This is a genomic window from Brevibacterium sp. FAM 27836, assembly GCF_051351055.1.
Lineage (GTDB): Bacteria > Actinomycetota > Actinomycetes > Actinomycetales > Brevibacteriaceae > Brevibacterium.
This window is the reverse complement of sequence record NZ_CP195711.1, coordinates 2,480,778-2,494,264: the sequence shown is the minus strand read 5'-3', so window position 1 is coordinate 2,494,264 and position 13,487 is coordinate 2,480,778. Positions and strand designations below refer to the sequence as shown.

Below are 13,487 nucleotides of genomic sequence, written 5' to 3'. Positions count from 1 at the left end.
ACACAATGTCCAAGCAGATCGACATCAGGGATCTCGACATCTTCTACGGAGACTTCCGCGCCGTCGACGGTGTGCAGATGCAGATCAAGCCGCGCTCCGTGACCGCGTTCATCGGCCCCTCGGGATGCGGCAAGTCCACCGTGCTGCGCACCCTCAATCGCATGCACGAAGTCATCCCCGGCGCCAGCGTCTCCGGTGAGGTCCTCATGGACGGCAACGACATCTACGGCGCCGGCGTCGATCCGGTCAACGTCCGCCGTGAGGTCGGCATGGTCTTCCAGCGTGCGAACCCGTTCCCCACGATGAGCATCAAGGAGAACGTGCTCGCCGGCGTGCGGCTGAACAACAAGCGCCTGTCGAAGTCCGCGGCCGACGAGCTCACGGAACGTGCCCTGCGCGGCGCGAACCTGTGGAACGAGGTCAAGGACCGTCTCAACCTGCCCGGTTCCGGCCTCTCCGGCGGTCAGCAGCAGCGCCTGTGCATCGCTCGCGCGATCGCCGTCGAGCCCGAGGTTCTGCTCATGGACGAACCGTGTTCGGCCCTCGACCCGATCTCGACGCTGGCGATCGAGGACCTCATCAACGACCTCAAGGACAAGTACACGGTCGTCATCGTCACCCACAACATGCAGCAGGCCGCGCGAGTGTCCGACAAGACCGCGTTCTTCAACATCGCCGGCACCGGCAAGCCCGGCAAGCTCATCGAGTTCAATGAGACCTCGACGATCTTCTCCAACCCGGACAAGGAAGAGACCGAGAACTACATCTCCGGCCGCTTCGGATGACCTGAGCCGTGCCGGTCGCTTCGGGGACCTGAGTTTTCCGGTCGGGTCCGCCGACGCACGTCATTGTCTGGTCGTTCCACGGCGTTCAGCCGCTCTGAAACACCGCGGATCGACCAGAGAATCCCTTGAACGAGCTCACTCTGCGGTCGATGGGCTGCTGACGCCCTCGTCGAGTGGTGCTCGGAAGGCACGGACGAACTCGGGCAGCAGGGATGCGTCGCCGTCTGCTGTCACCGCTCCAGCCGCCACGGCTGCCTCCGCTTCACCATCGGCAAGCACACCCCGCAACCCCGGCCCACCGATGAAGAGCTGCGCGTGCGGATCAGCACCTTCGGCGACATCGACCCCGAACTCATGCACGACCGCATGGGCCTCTGCCGGCCCCGCAGTGACTTCGACGGTGAATGGCCGCACTGCCGCCTCGGTGCGAGATGACAGCAGAGCCGCAGCCAGCGAGCTGTCGGTGGGAACTTCGTCCTCGCGCGGAGCGGCCAGACGTCGAGCGCCCCAGCGGCCGAGTTCGATCAGCACCGGCCCGAGGTCCGAACCGTACTCGCTGAGACGATAGACGACGTTGCGCCCATCAATGCTGCGCTCGACGATCTCGGCAGCTTCGAGTTCACGCAGTCGTGTGGTCAGCAGGTTCGATGGGATGCCGGGAATGCCCTGCCGCAATTCATTGAAGCGCTTCGCGCCCACGAGAAGATCGCGCAGAATGATCAGCGACCACCTCTCGCCCAGAGCCTCTGCCGCCCTGGCCAAACCGCAGAACTGCCCATACGACTTCATGATTGACAGTCTAGCCAACATAGTTCACTATTGAAACTGCAGTTTACTTTTTGAACTGACATTTAATGCATCATGCTCGGCCCACACGACACTCGATGAGGAGATCATCATGAGCCGCACTGTCATCGCCGCACTGTTCCAATCGCTCGACGGCATCGCATCGGACCCGTTCAAATTCCAGTTCGACTCCTTCGACGAGGAGGTGGGACAGTGGATGAACACGGCCATCGGTGGAGTTGACGACTGCATCCTCGGCCGTGTCACCTATTCGGAGTGGGAGAACTACTGGCCGAACCACACCGAAGGCGAAGACGCACCGTTCGCCGACTTCATCAACGCGACGCCCAAGCACGTCGCCTCGAGGACTCTGTCGCAGGCGGACCTCCGATGGGAGAACTCCACGCTCATCCAAGGAGACCTCGTCGACTTCGTCCGTGAACTCAAAGGCACCGACGGCGGCAAAATCGCCGTCGAAGGGTCGATGTCAGTGGTCCGTCAACTCGTCGAAGCCGAGCTCATCGACGAACTGACGCTGGCCGTCCATCCGGTTGTCGCCGGCAGCGGACGCTCGCTCTTCGAGGGAGGCACGACAACTCGATTGGCATTCAAAGACGTGCAGCGCACCAGCAAAGGCAATCTGCTGGTCACATACGGACCATTCGCCGGACTGACCGCCGGTCCTACGGGCGGGCAGTCCGGCTGAACGGCACCTAGAGGGGCGCAGTCCGACGAGGCAGCCTCGACAGACGGGCTGGGTCAAGTGAACCGGCATCTCTTGGGCGCAGCTCGACGGCCGATGAGGCGGACGATTCCCGTCCGCCTCATCGGCCGTGGTGAGCACTCGCTGTTCGGCTGTCACGTCTGTACTTCGGCTATCAGTTCCGAGCTTCGGCGGTCAGTCGGCGTTCCCGATAGGCAAAGGTCGCCCAGCCGAGGGCCACGGCCCAGACCGGGAAGAGCAGCGTCGGCCCGATCGTCGCCCACCAGCTGTCGGCGAAGACTTCGGGCATGCCTGAGAAGGCTGTGCACACCAGGCCGACTCCGCCGGTGAAGATCGCCAACGACACGACCGTCGCAGGAATCGTCGCAAGAGTGATCGGCACCCGTCTCCCGCCCAAAGGACCGAGCCACGCAGGCAGCCGTTCTCCCCACTTCTGCACGAGCCCGAGTGTGAGCAGGATGCCTGCCACCGCGGCGAGGGCGAGCGCCAGACCCGAATGCCAGAGCCCCACGCGCTGCCCTTCGTCGAAGAGGCCTTGGCTCAGACCGACCGGAATTCCGAACGCCCAGAGAATCCGAGTCAGTGCGTAGAAACCCGGAACGACGACGGCCACACCGACTGCGACCTTCGCACTGGTCGAGACCGCGGTCGAACCGCTTCCTTCGGCAGGCGAAGGCCCGTCGACCGCACCGGCATCTCCGGCCGGATGCCGGTCACTGCCCCTGCTCAGCCCTACCCGACGCGACCGTTCGGCGACGGCCCAGACGACGAGCCACAGCACCGGACCGATGAGCATGATCGCCTGCCAGATCACTGGAGCCGGGATCGGCGGGAACTGCAGGCTGAGCGTATAGCCGAGGTAGGCCAGCAGCAGGGTATCGGTGAAGAAGACGGTGATGACTGCGGTGATCGCGAGTGCGACGATCCCGAGGGCCCGGACCGCGGAATGTTCGCTCAGTTGTTCCCGCACACGGGCCACGGTGAGCGGAACCGCAGAGAGGACGAAGCTCAGCAGAGCGACGAAGCCGACGACGCCGGCCATGACCGATGTCGGGAGCGAGGCGATTGCCGAGGTGAACGCCCCGTCTTCGGATCCGGCCAGCGGTGCGCCGACGGTTCCCAGTCCCCAGAGGACCGCCATGACGAAGAGGAAGAGCGACCACGCCGAGGTGGCCGCAAGTCCCGCCCGAACAGCGACGAGTGCGGGTTGTGATGGATGATGGACTGTGTGGTGGAGCTGTTTCTGTGTCATGCCTCCACATTCGCCCCCGCAGACCTGCCACGGTCTCCCCCACAAGGGTGAACCCCGTCCCCGAGCGGGTGAAGTCCGATTCGGGCTCAGTGCGTGATGAATCCCGATTCGAAGGCCAGGATCACCGCCTGCGTCCGATCTCTCGCGCCGAGCTTCGACAACAGCGAACTGACGTAGTCTTGACCGTCTCCGCCCCGAGGAACATCTCAACGGCGATCTCGGCGTTGCTCATCCCCCGCGCCATCAGGGTGAGAACCTCCTGTTCCCGGCTGCTCAGCTGAGCCGAACTCACCAGGTCGACGTGTCGGACCGACCGTGCCGCCATGTCCCGGATCCTCTGCGGATAGAGCAGCGCCTCTCCCCCTGCCACGGTATGCACCGCTCTGATCAGCTCGTCCGGCTGAGCGCGTTTGAGGACGAAGCCGTCGGCTCCCACACGCAAGGCCTCGAAGACGTAATCATCGCTGTTGAAGGTCGTGAGGATGAGCACCCGGGGCGACTCCTGCCGGTCCACGAGCAGCCGCGTGGCCTCCAACCCGTCGAGTCGGGGCATGTGCACATCCATGACGACGACGTCGGGACGCAGCCGAGTCACGAGATCCACCGCCTCCGCCCCATCGCCGCCTTCCCCGACCACTTCGAGCCCCGGATCGGAGTCGATGATCGCGGCCAGTCCCGCGCGAACGAGCGGCTCATCGTCGATGAGGATCACTCTGATGGCCATGGCACCTGTCCCTCCGAATACGGCAGCCTCACCTGCAGAACCCATTGTCCGCCATCGACTCCCCAGGCCGCGTTCCCACCGAACAGCGCAGCTCTTTCGCCGATGCCCACGAGTCCCCGTGATTCCCTCGCCGAGGCGGCCGCCCCCTTCAGATCGGACCTGCCCTCGCTGACCGTGCCGAACACGGGGCCGGTGGCCCCGCCGGCATTGCGCGCAACCACCTGCACGCAGTCCGCGCCGAAGTCGATGGTCACGTCGAGGCCCGGCGTCGTCGCATGCCGCAGCGAGTTCGTCACCGCTTCACGCACGATCCGGTGGAGTTCGCGGACCACCGCCGTGGGCAGTCCGGCGGCGTCCCCGCTGATGGTCAGCCGGGTGGGGTGCCCGATGGAGCGGGCTTCTTCGGCCAAGCGGGTGATGTCGAGCATCGTTGGCCGAGGCGGCCGCGCACTTCCGCTGTCACCGTCGTCCGCGATCCCTCCGACATCAGCCTCGGTGCCGGCGATGGCGCCGGCGCCGCCCACCAAGTCTTCGATCTCGCTCACAGTGCCTTCGGCATCTGCCTCCGCGCGCAGCAGCGCGAGCACATGATCCAACTCAGCCACGGCGTCACGGCCGGTGCGAGCGATCTCGTCGACGGCCGCCTCGGCGAGTTTCTCATCGTGGTGCAGGGCACGCTTGGCCACCGCTGCCTGCATCGTCATGACGGTCAGGGCATGGCCGATCGAATCGTGGACCTCACGGGCGAGGACGGTGCGGCGGAAACGACGGACGCGATCGGCCCCGGCTAGCGCAGCCCGGTCAGCTGCAGAGGGGCCGAGCAGGATCTGTGCATAGTGCGGCAGGAAATAGCCCTCGGTGATGATGAAGGCAGCGAGGAGGAGAAGAACCAAGGGCGCCAGGATCTGGATGAGTCCGGCGGGCAGAACGACGGCGGGCTCGGTCCACGGGCCGGCCGACGAATCCCCGCCTCCGCCCGTTGGCCCGCCGGTGGAACCCGCAATGCCGAGGAGCCCGTTCGACAGTTCCGAGGCCTGCTGCGGATCGGCGGTCATCAGCGAAGCGGAGGGGATGACAACAACCACGGTGAGGAGGAGCAGTGCGCCGGCAAAAGCGTGGCCGAAGTAGAACAGGGCACCGCGGACTCGGTCGGAGGCGGTCGGCCGCCTCGGCGGGGTGGGGATGGACAGTTCGAGGAGCTGCTCGGCCAGGGTCCGCTCGAGCGCGCGGATCACTGCCAGGAACGCGGGAATGCACAACAGGATGAAGACGATGATGCCGAAGACGAAGATGCCCAGGGCCAGGGACCGGTCGCTGGCCTCGTTCCACGCGGTGACGACCCAGATGATCACCGCGATATAGGGCACGGCGACGACCCCGCCGATCAGAAGGACCAGCAGTCTGCGCCACAGCTTCACCGCCCAAGCTCCCATCGCCACCAGACTACAGCGACGGACTGACACGACGATTCTGCGCGCAGCAGCCATCCGAATCGGCATCGGCTCCGAACCATCGATACCAGTCACCTTTGAGAAAGGATCGTCATGAATATCTCGATGTCATCACAGTCGCCCGCAGCCTCACACAGCACGCGTTCGCAGGTGCAGATGGTCTCGGGGCTCTTCGGCGCCGTGTTCCTGCTCGTGGGCATCCTCGGATTCGTCCCGGGCATCACCGCGAACCTCGGTTCGATCAGCTTCGCCGGACATCATACGGATGCGGCGCTGCTCGGTCTCTTCCAGGTCACGGTGCTCCACAACATCGTCCATCTGCTGTTCGGACTCGTCGGAATGCTCGGGCTCCGCTCGCGTGCACTGGCGAAGAACTACCTCATCATCGGCGGCATCATCTATGCGGTGCTGTGGATCTACGGAATGGTGATTCCGATGGAGTCGATGGGCAACTTCGTCGGGCTCAACACCGCCGACAACTGGCTGCACTTCGTCCTCGCGGCGGCCATGATCACGACCGGGATCGTCTTCGGTCGCAAGCCTCGAGTCTGATCCTTCAGATTCCTGCAGCCGCTTTGACGATCCCTCCCAGGCCCAGCGCCAACAGCGCTGCGGCCGGGATCGTCAGCAGCCACACGCCGAACATCGGCAGGAAGTAGCGGGCTCGGGCGTGGCCCTTGCGTCCGGCGTATTGGGTGCCGAGGATCGACGAGCCCAGGACGAAGGTCAGCGACACGGGCACGCGCATGACCAGAGCCGCGGTGTACATGAGGATCGAGGCGGCACCATCGGCGATGGCGGATTTCAGCGGATCGAGCCGGACCATCCGCACTGACAGGGTCTGGACCACCCGCCACCCGCTCAGCCCGGTGCCCAGTGCCAGGGCCGCGGCAATGAGGAGGCGCACGGGCCAAGAGATCTCGACGATGGACAGGCCGTCGTGCGGGGTGGCCTCGACCGCGAGGATGCCGACCATGACCAGGGCCGCGACCTTCTGCGCATCCTGGACTCCGTGGACGAGCGACAGGGATGCCGTGAGCACTGAGTCGACCATGCGCGCGCCGCGAAACAGCGGTTTCGGCGGAACGGAGGCGAGGAACTTCGACAGCACGAGGGTCAACGCCCACGCGAGGATGAACCCGAGAACGGGTGAGAGCAGCAGCGGCCACACGACGGAGTCCATCGCCTCACCGGTGTTGACGGAGAAACCGAACACGATTCCGGCACCGAGCAGTCCGCCGATGAGACAGTGCGTCGAGGACACCGGCAGCGCCAGGAAGTAGGTGAAGAGACTCCAGATCGTCGCGGCCACGAACGCGACGAGCAGACAGGTGAGAATGAGGTCGGCGGAACCGGAGAAGAGCACGATCTGGTTCGCCACGACGATGGCGATGCCCTCGCCGAGCAGCGCCCCGATGAAGTTGAAGACCACGGCCAGGCCCAGTGCCCACTTCGGGTTGAGGGCCCGACCGACGACGGCATTGCCGATCGTCAGCGCAGCGTCATGGAAGCCGTTCGAGCCGGCGAAGATCACCCCGGCGACGATGACGGCCACCAAAAGCAGCTCCACGGACTACGACTCCTTGATCGCGATGGCCGCGACGACCTTGCCGAGCTCCGTGAACCCGTGAGCGGCCCGGACGAATGCCTGCCCGAGCTGGGACACGGCCGCCATGTACGTGAGTCCGCGTTTGGAGTTCGGCACCGCATCCGACATCCGCCACTGCAGGGTCTCGACTTGGTAGGTCAGCCGGTTGATCGCGTCGACGTAGTCCCACTGGTCGAGTTTGCCCGGCATGCGGGTGATCATCCGCGAGGTGTGGTCGGTCTGGTTCGACAGCACCGCCAAGGTCTCGGGCACGCCGGACGGCAACGGGTCGAAGGCTTCCGAAGCGAGGACGAATCCGACCCCGTGCAGACGGTGGCAGATGTCGCGCATGTGGTGGCTGAGCAGGTAGAGGTCATTGCGGTCGAATGGAGTGATGTAGTTCTCGCGCAGCGCCCGCAGCATCGCGCCCATGTCCTCATCGGCTCTGTCCCCGATCTCGCGGAGACGATCGGCCACGTCGCGACGTTCGCTGATTTCGATGCCGGAGAGTTCGGCGAGCACCAAGTTGCATTGCCGCATCTGTGAGACGAGAGCGGACAGCCGCTCATAGAAGACAGTGTCCTGCGGTACTCGCTTGAGCCGCATGCGCTCCTCCTGCCCGGGGCCCGGACGAGCCGGACGAATATGCATGATGCCTCAATGATATGTGCCGGACGCTGAACCGAGAGCGCCTCTCGGCGGAAGGCCGCTCGAAGCGGCTGAATTTGGAGCCCGGGGCTTCAGCGATCCAGCGTCCGGTGGCCCGAAGGCCACCCCCTACGATACTCGTTCACACGCATGAGTCCACCGCCGAGGCGGCTGTTGGTTCGTTGAGAATCTCACAGTTGACTTCGGGGGCACGTGGGAATATCGGCAGGGCCGGGGCCGGGCGCCGGCCGGACCGGGGGCGCGTCGGCGCGGCCGGACTGGGTAGCCTCGGCGGGGCTGGGTTCGTGTTCACACGGTCAGTCGAGGCCGCCTCGGCGGTGAGCGACGGCCGCGTCGGAGAGATCCTGGGAGAGTCGGCTCAGTCGAGCGCTGACGTCGTTGTCGTCCGTGCCGGCGGCACAGATGGCGACGAACGCGGCGGCGCGCAGCAAGGCGATGACGACGTCGCCGCGGAAAGCTCCGGCGAGGATCTCGTCGATCGCCCGCGCCACCTCATCAGGGCCGGCGGGCAGTTCGACGCCGGCGAGGATCTCGTCGTATCCGATGCCGTCAGTGACTCTGCGCTGTCCGTCGGCGAACATCTCGGACAGGTCGCGGGGTGCAGACGTGATCCATTCGCGCAATGCGTAGAGACGCCACAGGGCGCCGGGCGCTGAGACGGCTGGGGCAGCCGACCACATCTCGGCGATGATTTCGAAACCGATGTCGTCGGCGAGTTCGATGAACCGTCGGGTGGCTGCCTCGTCGCGGTTGCCGTCGGCGTCGCCGAGCAGCAGCGCGGCGGTCGCGTGCGAGGTTTCGGACCGGGCTACAGGATCGTCGGAGGCACCGACGGAGTCGAGGTCGGCGAGGGGAACGGGGCGGTGGAAGGGTCGCTGTGTCATCGTCAAGGCAGTCTAGTCCGCCGGCGTGCGCGGTGACCAGGACCCAGATCACAGCCGGGCTTTTGTCCGACGGTCAGGGTTCGCTCCCCGAGCTCACAGTGGCGGCTATTAAACTTGCTGGTGATTCGTGTCTGCGACCCGCAGTCGCGAGTGACCGATACGAGGAGGAACTCTCGTGGCAAAATCATCCGTGGCGAAGAAGGGCCTCGACAAGGCGGCGAAGCTCGCAGTCAATGAGGACGGCACCCTCAATCCTCGCGCCCAGTCGATGTTGTCGCGTCTGCTGTCCGTGCAACGGCCCGTCGCCCTGGCTTATGTGCGCAGTCTGCGCCGGAAGCATCCGGAAGCGACGCCCGAGGAACTCATCGCGATCATTCGCAGGCACTACCTGACTCTGACGACTTCGGGCGGCGCAGCGGTGGGCGCGACCGCCGCCGTGCCGGGCCTGGGAACCACGGCCGCCCTCGGCGTGGCCAGTGCGGAGACCGCCGGATTCCTCGAAGGCACGGCGCTGTTCGCCCAAGCGATCTCGGAGATCCACGGACTGCCCGTGGCCGATGCCAAGCGGGCGAACGCTCTCGTGCTCGGCCTCATGCTGGGCAAGGACGGGAAGAACCTCGTGCAGCGGTTCAGCAAGCAGAACGGCGGAGTCGAATCCATGTTCGGCAGCTGGGGCGCCACCGTGACCAAGCAGCTGCCCGGTCCGCTGGTCGACCTGCTCGTGCGCAAGCTGCGGAAGACCTTCATCCGCAAATTCGCCGCCCGCGCAGGCGGCTCCTTCGTCGGCCGGCTGCTGCCGTTCGGAATCGGTGCCGTCATCGGAGCCGTCGTGAATGCGCAGATGGCACGGAAGGTGGCCGCGGAGTCGAAGGAAGCCTTCGGTGCAGCTCCGACGATCTTCCCCATCGAAACCGACCCCGAATACGTCGCCCCGAAGAAGGACCGCAGGCTGCTCGCTAGCCTCAAGAACGTCTCCGCGCTGCTCGGGAAGCTCAAGAAGAACAAGGCCATTGAGAGCTCGGTCATCGACGAGGCTGCGGACGAGGATCTGTCCTCTCCGGACTCATTGCCTCAGACCTACACCGGCCCGGATCGACCCGAGCTGGAGAAATGAGGGAAGCGGTGTTCGACCGCGTCCTCTGGTTTGAGTAATGGGGTCACGTACCTCTAATATTATTGAGTCTCCAACTGTCGTGTTCCGGCTCTGCCGATCAGTCGAGTTGGGACGGGGCCTCTAGCTCAGTTGGTAGAGCAACGGACTTTTAATCCGTGGGTCGTGGGTTCGATCCCCACGGGGCCCACCCCCTGCCCCAGGTCAGAACGGGTGCTGAGGTCGGCGGTTCGGTTCATCCGAACCGCCGACTGTCATTTGAGTGCGATGTCAGCTCGCCCTCACTCTCACGCACGAAATCTTCCACGGGTTATAGGCCAAAATGTGTGTATGGGCAGGGCGTGTCGATGCTGGTTCTCACCGGGTTCTGCCGCCCCAGCCCTTCTGGATCCCATTGCCATCCTCGAGGCTGAATCCCGTCCCGTAGAGGAGATTCGTCTCCTCTCGGCCCGTGTCGGGTTTCACCACGTTCGGGACGCTGCGCGGTGGTGTCCACGCTCGTGGAGTAACGAACGACCACGGGTCCTTGGGTGCCTCGGTGCGCAGATACAACAGCCAGTCGACTCCTCGGCGGGCATGATCGATGTTCAGTCCTCGATGGGCTCGGAGGAAGTCCTTGATCGCTTTGTTCGGGCCGCCCTCTAATGGGTTCGTAGTCTTCGCGATCGTGTAGTCGTCTTCGGCTAGTTCTAGCCACGTGAACAGTTGCCGGTCGCGGAGGAGTCCTGTCAGCAGGTTGTGGGCTCGACGGGTCCGAAGATGCGTGTACCACCAGCGCTGTCCCGGCTTCACGTGTGCCGGTCGGGGTGTTCCTGACCGCACCTGGGTGCGGTGTTTGAGGAACGACTCCCATTTCGCTTCCCAGGACGTGAATGCGCCTGTCCACTTCGCGGCTTCGTCGAGGCTGGTGACCTTCGGCAGCATCTTGAACAGGCCGAGGAGTTCCTTGTTCGCCGGCAGGACAGGCCGCATGGTCAGGTACCGATGTGCGGCCTGTCGGATGTGGAAGTGACACCGTTGGATACGGGTGGTCGGCCAGAGTCGCTTGATCGTTGTCGTCAATGGTCCGTTGCCATCGACGATCGCAGCCACCGGGGCGGGGATGCGGCTGATGAGGGCTGTCCAGGACGCGTTCTTCTCCTGGTCGCACCATTGCCAGTCGATGACGTGAGTGCCGGTGTAGGCGATGAGCACGCACCAACCGTTGAAGTAGGTGCCGTCGAGCATGATCTGGTCATGGATCTCGCCTGTCAGGACCACCCTGGGGGTTACGTTCCAGCACCATTGAATCTTTCGCGTGAAGGTACGAGTGCTGGAAGCGAAATCGCCTCGTGGCTGCGTGCTGGTCAACCATGCGATGAAGCTGTTGAAGTCTGCCTTCTTCGCCGAATCGGTGCGCTTCTGAATCGCTGAACAGCCGCAGTGTTTGCACCGCCACCTGGTGCGTCCGGCACCGGTTTTGCCATTCTTGACGAGCTTGTTTGCACATACACCACAGACGGGGTGATTTCTGGGATTGGGCACTGAACATGGTTGCAGAGCATGTTCAATCCAGTCTTGCCCTACTGGCTACTGGGCAAGCAGGCCATCCTGTACACACATTTTGGCCTATAACCCTCTTCCACCGGGTCGGCGGGCCACGCCTGTCGCTTCGAGACTGGGCTCCATTTGGATATTCCTCGACGCGCCCACATTCGTCCTGGAACCGCGGTCCCACGACCCTGCTGGTGTAATTGGGAGATGACTTCGTTCGCACCCGCGTTCGCATTCGCGCCGAAAGCCACCGGTCCCGGCTCACGTTGATCACCGCAGATAGGAAGGATGTCCATGCTGAAGACTCCGGAAGACGTCGTCACCGGATGGGAAGACGCGTGGAACCGAGCCGATGCCGATGATCTGGCTGATCTGTTCGCTGAAGACGCCGAGTTCGTCAACGTGGTGGGCCTCTGGTGGCACGACCGAGCGAACATCCGCGACGCACACGCATTCGGCTTCGCCCACATCTTCCCGAACTCACGGATCAGCATGGACGAACCGAGAACTCGCCTCGTCGGCACCGATGCAGCAGTCGTCCAAGCCGGATGGCACCTCACGGGCCAGGTCACACCCGCTGGAGAGCCGGCCGGTGACCGCCGCGGAGTATTCACCTTCGTGCTCGAACGCAGCAAGGACGGGTGGATCGCCGTCACGGCGCAGAACACAGATATCGAACCCAGCGCACAGACGCACATCAATCTGCCCGAAGGTCGCAGCGCGATCCACTACAAGAAGCGAACCTCCGACTGACCGGACCCGAAGGAAAGAGCCATGACACTGCATCCCGGACTCGAGGTCGTCTCGGGTCTTCTCGGAACCTGGCGTGGTGAAGGCCACGGCGAGTATCCGACGATCGAACCATTCGACTACGCAGAAGAAGCGACGTTCACCGACGTCGGCAAACCGTTCCTCCACTATGTGCAGAAGACCTGGTCACCAGCCGGAGCGCCGATGCACACAGAGACCGGCTACCTGCGGATCGTCGACGCTTCACAGGTGGAATTCGTGCTTGCCCAGCCGACCGGACAAACCGAACTCGCCGAAGGCCCGCTGACCGTGACGGCCGATGGCTTCACCTGCGAGCTGCGTTCCCAGGTCAACTGCGCGAGTTCGGCAAAGCACGTCGAGTCGACCACGCGGCGAATCGTACTGTCCGCAGACGCCCTCACGACCAGCTTCGCCATGGCCGCCGTAGGCGTGCCCATGAGACACCATCTGGCCTCGCAGATGCACAGGATCGGCTGAGCCTGCGCGACTCAGCCGATCTTGCGTGTATTCAGTTCTCCGTGGTCGAGTGCGAATCGGCCTGCGCCAGTTCGCTTGAAGTCGGCGACCCGGGCAGCCGCGCGAGATAGTGCATCGTTCCGTTGATCTTCTCGGCCTCGCGTGGGTGTCTGTGCCGCAGCACCGACCAACCGGTGGCAGCCAGACGGCTGGCTTCATTGGGTTGACCGGCTTTGCCCAACGCCCGCAGGCTCTTCGCCAATACGGCAGTCAGTGAAGCGACCAACTCGTCAGCGTCTGCTGCCGTCAAATCTGCCTGCATGCGGTCACGCAGTCGGTTCGGTCCGACCGATGCGCACCTGCCAGCGTTCCGGGCCCTCCTCGATCGCGTCCCAGGTGAACTTCCCAGCCTGTTCGGCGGCGAATTGGTAATACAGAGGCTTCGGGTCATGGTCGTTGACGAGTACGAATGCATCGCCGACCGCAAGGTTGTTGTACGTCTCGAAGATCAGCTCGTGACGGCGTGCAGGAACCTCAGCTCGCACATCCAGTTCGATCTCCTTGCTCATGGCAGTTCCTTACCTTTCTTATATGTGGATTGGGAGCAGTGGTAAGTTTCCGACCACTCCGGGGATGCGGGGCATGGCTGTCAGGTGTTACCCGCTTGATGCATGGTCGAAGGAGATTGGCCACCTCGCATCCCGCAACGGCTCGACCGCTGATTGAGAAACGCGACACGATCGCTGTGTAAGG

Annotated in this window: 16 protein-coding genes and 1 tRNA gene; 7 read left to right on the top strand and 10 right to left on the bottom strand. The window is 64.1% G+C overall.

The genetic code is table 11. The annotated features are described in order from the left end of the window. Positions 1-5 precede the first annotated feature (5 nt). Entirely contained in the window at positions 6-785 is a 780-nt protein-coding gene (gene pstB, locus ACSE4D_RS11135; protein WP_135540026.1) for a phosphate ABC transporter ATP-binding protein PstB, read from the top strand. Positions 786-920: 135 nt separating this feature from the next. Here pstB and ACSE4D_RS11130 read toward each other — a convergent pair whose 3' ends face one another. Then, the gene (locus tag ACSE4D_RS11130) at positions 921-1,574 is read right to left on the bottom strand and encodes a winged helix-turn-helix transcriptional regulator (RefSeq protein WP_135540024.1); all 654 of its coding nucleotides are present in this window, start codon (positions 1,572-1,574) and stop codon (positions 921-923) included. 109 nt (positions 1,575-1,683) lie between these two features. On the opposite strand from ACSE4D_RS11130, the gene ACSE4D_RS11125 reads away from it, so the two are divergent. Then, the gene (locus tag ACSE4D_RS11125; protein WP_135540022.1) at positions 1,684-2,277 is read left to right on the top strand and encodes a dihydrofolate reductase family protein; all 594 of its coding nucleotides are present in this window, start codon (positions 1,684-1,686) and stop codon (positions 2,275-2,277) included. Positions 2,278-2,449: 172 nt separating this feature from the next. Here the strand turns inward: ACSE4D_RS11125 and ACSE4D_RS11120 are convergent, their stop codons facing one another. From ACSE4D_RS11120 to ACSE4D_RS11110, 3 genes are all read right to left on the bottom strand, one after another. Next, the gene (locus ACSE4D_RS11120; protein ID WP_135540020.1) at positions 2,450-3,547 is read right to left on the bottom strand and encodes a hypothetical protein; all 1,098 of its coding nucleotides are present in this window, start codon (positions 3,545-3,547) and stop codon (positions 2,450-2,452) included. Positions 3,548-3,668: 121 nt separating this feature from the next. Continuing rightward, the gene (locus ACSE4D_RS11115) at positions 3,669-4,271 is read right to left on the bottom strand and encodes a response regulator transcription factor (RefSeq protein WP_346763087.1); all 603 of its coding nucleotides are present in this window, start codon (positions 4,269-4,271) and stop codon (positions 3,669-3,671) included. Next, positions 4,256-5,704 carry a sensor histidine kinase gene (locus tag ACSE4D_RS11110; protein ID WP_167854419.1) on the bottom strand — a complete coding sequence of 483 codons (1,449 nt, stop codon included), beginning with the start codon at positions 5,702-5,704 and terminating at the stop codon, positions 4,256-4,258. Before ACSE4D_RS11110 ends, ACSE4D_RS11115 begins: the two co-directional genes overlap by 16 nt. A 111-nt stretch (positions 5,705-5,815) precedes the next feature. Between ACSE4D_RS11110 and ACSE4D_RS11105 the strand changes: the two genes are divergently transcribed. Further along, a complete protein-coding gene (locus ACSE4D_RS11105) occupies positions 5,816-6,274 on the top strand; it encodes a DUF4383 domain-containing protein (protein WP_240689813.1) in 459 nt (152 codons plus the stop codon). Between the two features lie 4 nt (positions 6,275-6,278). Here the strand turns inward: ACSE4D_RS11105 and ACSE4D_RS11100 are convergent, their stop codons facing one another. The 3 genes from ACSE4D_RS11100 to ACSE4D_RS11090 all read right to left on the bottom strand — a co-directional run bounded on the left by ACSE4D_RS11100 (position 6,279) and on the right by ACSE4D_RS11090 (position 8,863). Continuing rightward, entirely contained in the window at positions 6,279-7,292 is a 1,014-nt protein-coding gene (locus ACSE4D_RS11100) for an inorganic phosphate transporter (protein ID WP_135540016.1), read from the bottom strand. A 3-nt stretch (positions 7,293-7,295) separates the two neighbouring features. Further along, positions 7,296-7,961, bottom strand: a complete 666-nt coding sequence (locus tag ACSE4D_RS11095; RefSeq protein WP_425119858.1) for a DUF47 domain-containing protein — start codon at positions 7,959-7,961, stop codon at positions 7,296-7,298. Between the two features lie 314 nt (positions 7,962-8,275). Next, positions 8,276-8,863, bottom strand: coding sequence for a hypothetical protein (locus tag ACSE4D_RS11090; RefSeq protein ID WP_135540012.1), 588 nt, complete (start codon positions 8,861-8,863; stop codon positions 8,276-8,278). A 175-nt stretch (positions 8,864-9,038) separates the two neighbouring features. On the opposite strand from ACSE4D_RS11090, the gene ACSE4D_RS11085 reads away from it, so the two are divergent. Continuing rightward, on the top strand, positions 9,039-9,977 hold the full coding sequence (locus ACSE4D_RS11085; RefSeq protein WP_135540010.1) for a hypothetical protein: 939 nt from the start codon (positions 9,039-9,041) through the stop codon (positions 9,975-9,977). 114 nt (positions 9,978-10,091) lie between these two features. Beyond that, positions 10,092-10,164 (top strand) — tRNA-Lys (locus tag ACSE4D_RS11080). Positions 10,165-10,331: 167 nt separating this feature from the next. On the opposite strand, the gene ACSE4D_RS11075 is transcribed toward ACSE4D_RS11080, so the two are convergent. Further along, positions 10,332-11,498, bottom strand: a complete 1,167-nt coding sequence (locus tag ACSE4D_RS11075) for an IS1249 family transposase (protein WP_436325946.1) — start codon at positions 11,496-11,498, stop codon at positions 10,332-10,334. A 303-nt stretch (positions 11,499-11,801) separates the two neighbouring features. Here ACSE4D_RS11075 and ACSE4D_RS11070 point away from each other — a divergent pair, with 303 nt between their 5' ends. Next, the gene (locus ACSE4D_RS11070) at positions 11,802-12,260 is read left to right on the top strand and encodes a YybH family protein (RefSeq protein ID WP_205683346.1); all 459 of its coding nucleotides are present in this window, start codon (positions 11,802-11,804) and stop codon (positions 12,258-12,260) included. Positions 12,261-12,281: 21 nt separating this feature from the next. Further along, a complete protein-coding gene (locus ACSE4D_RS11065; RefSeq protein WP_135540004.1) occupies positions 12,282-12,755 on the top strand; it encodes an FABP family protein in 474 nt (157 codons plus the stop codon). A gap of 31 nt (positions 12,756-12,786) precedes the next feature. Here the strand turns inward: ACSE4D_RS11065 and ACSE4D_RS11060 are convergent, their stop codons facing one another. Then, positions 12,787-13,020 carry a hypothetical protein gene (locus ACSE4D_RS11060; RefSeq protein WP_135540002.1) on the bottom strand — a complete coding sequence of 78 codons (234 nt, stop codon included), beginning with the start codon at positions 13,018-13,020 and terminating at the stop codon, positions 12,787-12,789. Positions 13,021-13,060: 40 nt separating this feature from the next. Beyond that, on the bottom strand, positions 13,061-13,303 hold the full coding sequence (locus tag ACSE4D_RS11055) for a DUF2249 domain-containing protein (RefSeq protein WP_135540000.1): 243 nt from the start codon (positions 13,301-13,303) through the stop codon (positions 13,061-13,063). Between the last annotated feature and the right edge of the window lie 184 nt (positions 13,304-13,487).

Coding starts and splice junctions, on each gene's coding strand:
- ACSE4D_RS11065 (WP_135540004.1), top strand. CDS start 12,282: ATGACACTGCATCCCGGACTCGAGGTCGTCTCGGGTCTTCTCGGAACC.
- ACSE4D_RS11090 (WP_135540012.1), bottom strand. CDS start 8,863: ATGACACAGCGACCCTTCCACCGCCCCGTTCCCCTCGCCGACCTCGAC.
- ACSE4D_RS11095 (WP_425119858.1), bottom strand. CDS start 7,961: ATGCATATTCGTCCGGCTCGTCCGGGCCCCGGGCAGGAGGAGCGCATG.
- ACSE4D_RS11070 (WP_205683346.1), top strand. CDS start 11,802: ATGCTGAAGACTCCGGAAGACGTCGTCACCGGATGGGAAGACGCGTGG.
- ACSE4D_RS11120 (WP_135540020.1), bottom strand. CDS start 3,547: ATGACACAGAAACAGCTCCACCACACAGTCCATCATCCATCACAACCC.
- pstB (WP_135540026.1), top strand. CDS start 6: ATGTCCAAGCAGATCGACATCAGGGATCTCGACATCTTCTACGGAGAC.
- ACSE4D_RS11130 (WP_135540024.1), bottom strand. CDS start 1,574: ATGAAGTCGTATGGGCAGTTCTGCGGTTTGGCCAGGGCGGCAGAGGCT.
- ACSE4D_RS11105 (WP_240689813.1), top strand. CDS start 5,816: ATGAATATCTCGATGTCATCACAGTCGCCCGCAGCCTCACACAGCACG.
- ACSE4D_RS11125 (WP_135540022.1), top strand. CDS start 1,684: ATGAGCCGCACTGTCATCGCCGCACTGTTCCAATCGCTCGACGGCATC.
- ACSE4D_RS11110 (WP_167854419.1), bottom strand. CDS start 5,704: ATGGGAGCTTGGGCGGTGAAGCTGTGGCGCAGACTGCTGGTCCTTCTG.
- ACSE4D_RS11055 (WP_135540000.1), bottom strand. CDS start 13,303: ATGAGCAAGGAGATCGAACTGGATGTGCGAGCTGAGGTTCCTGCACGC.
- ACSE4D_RS11115 (WP_346763087.1), bottom strand. CDS start 4,271: ATGGCCATCAGAGTGATCCTCATCGACGATGAGCCGCTCGTTCGCGCG.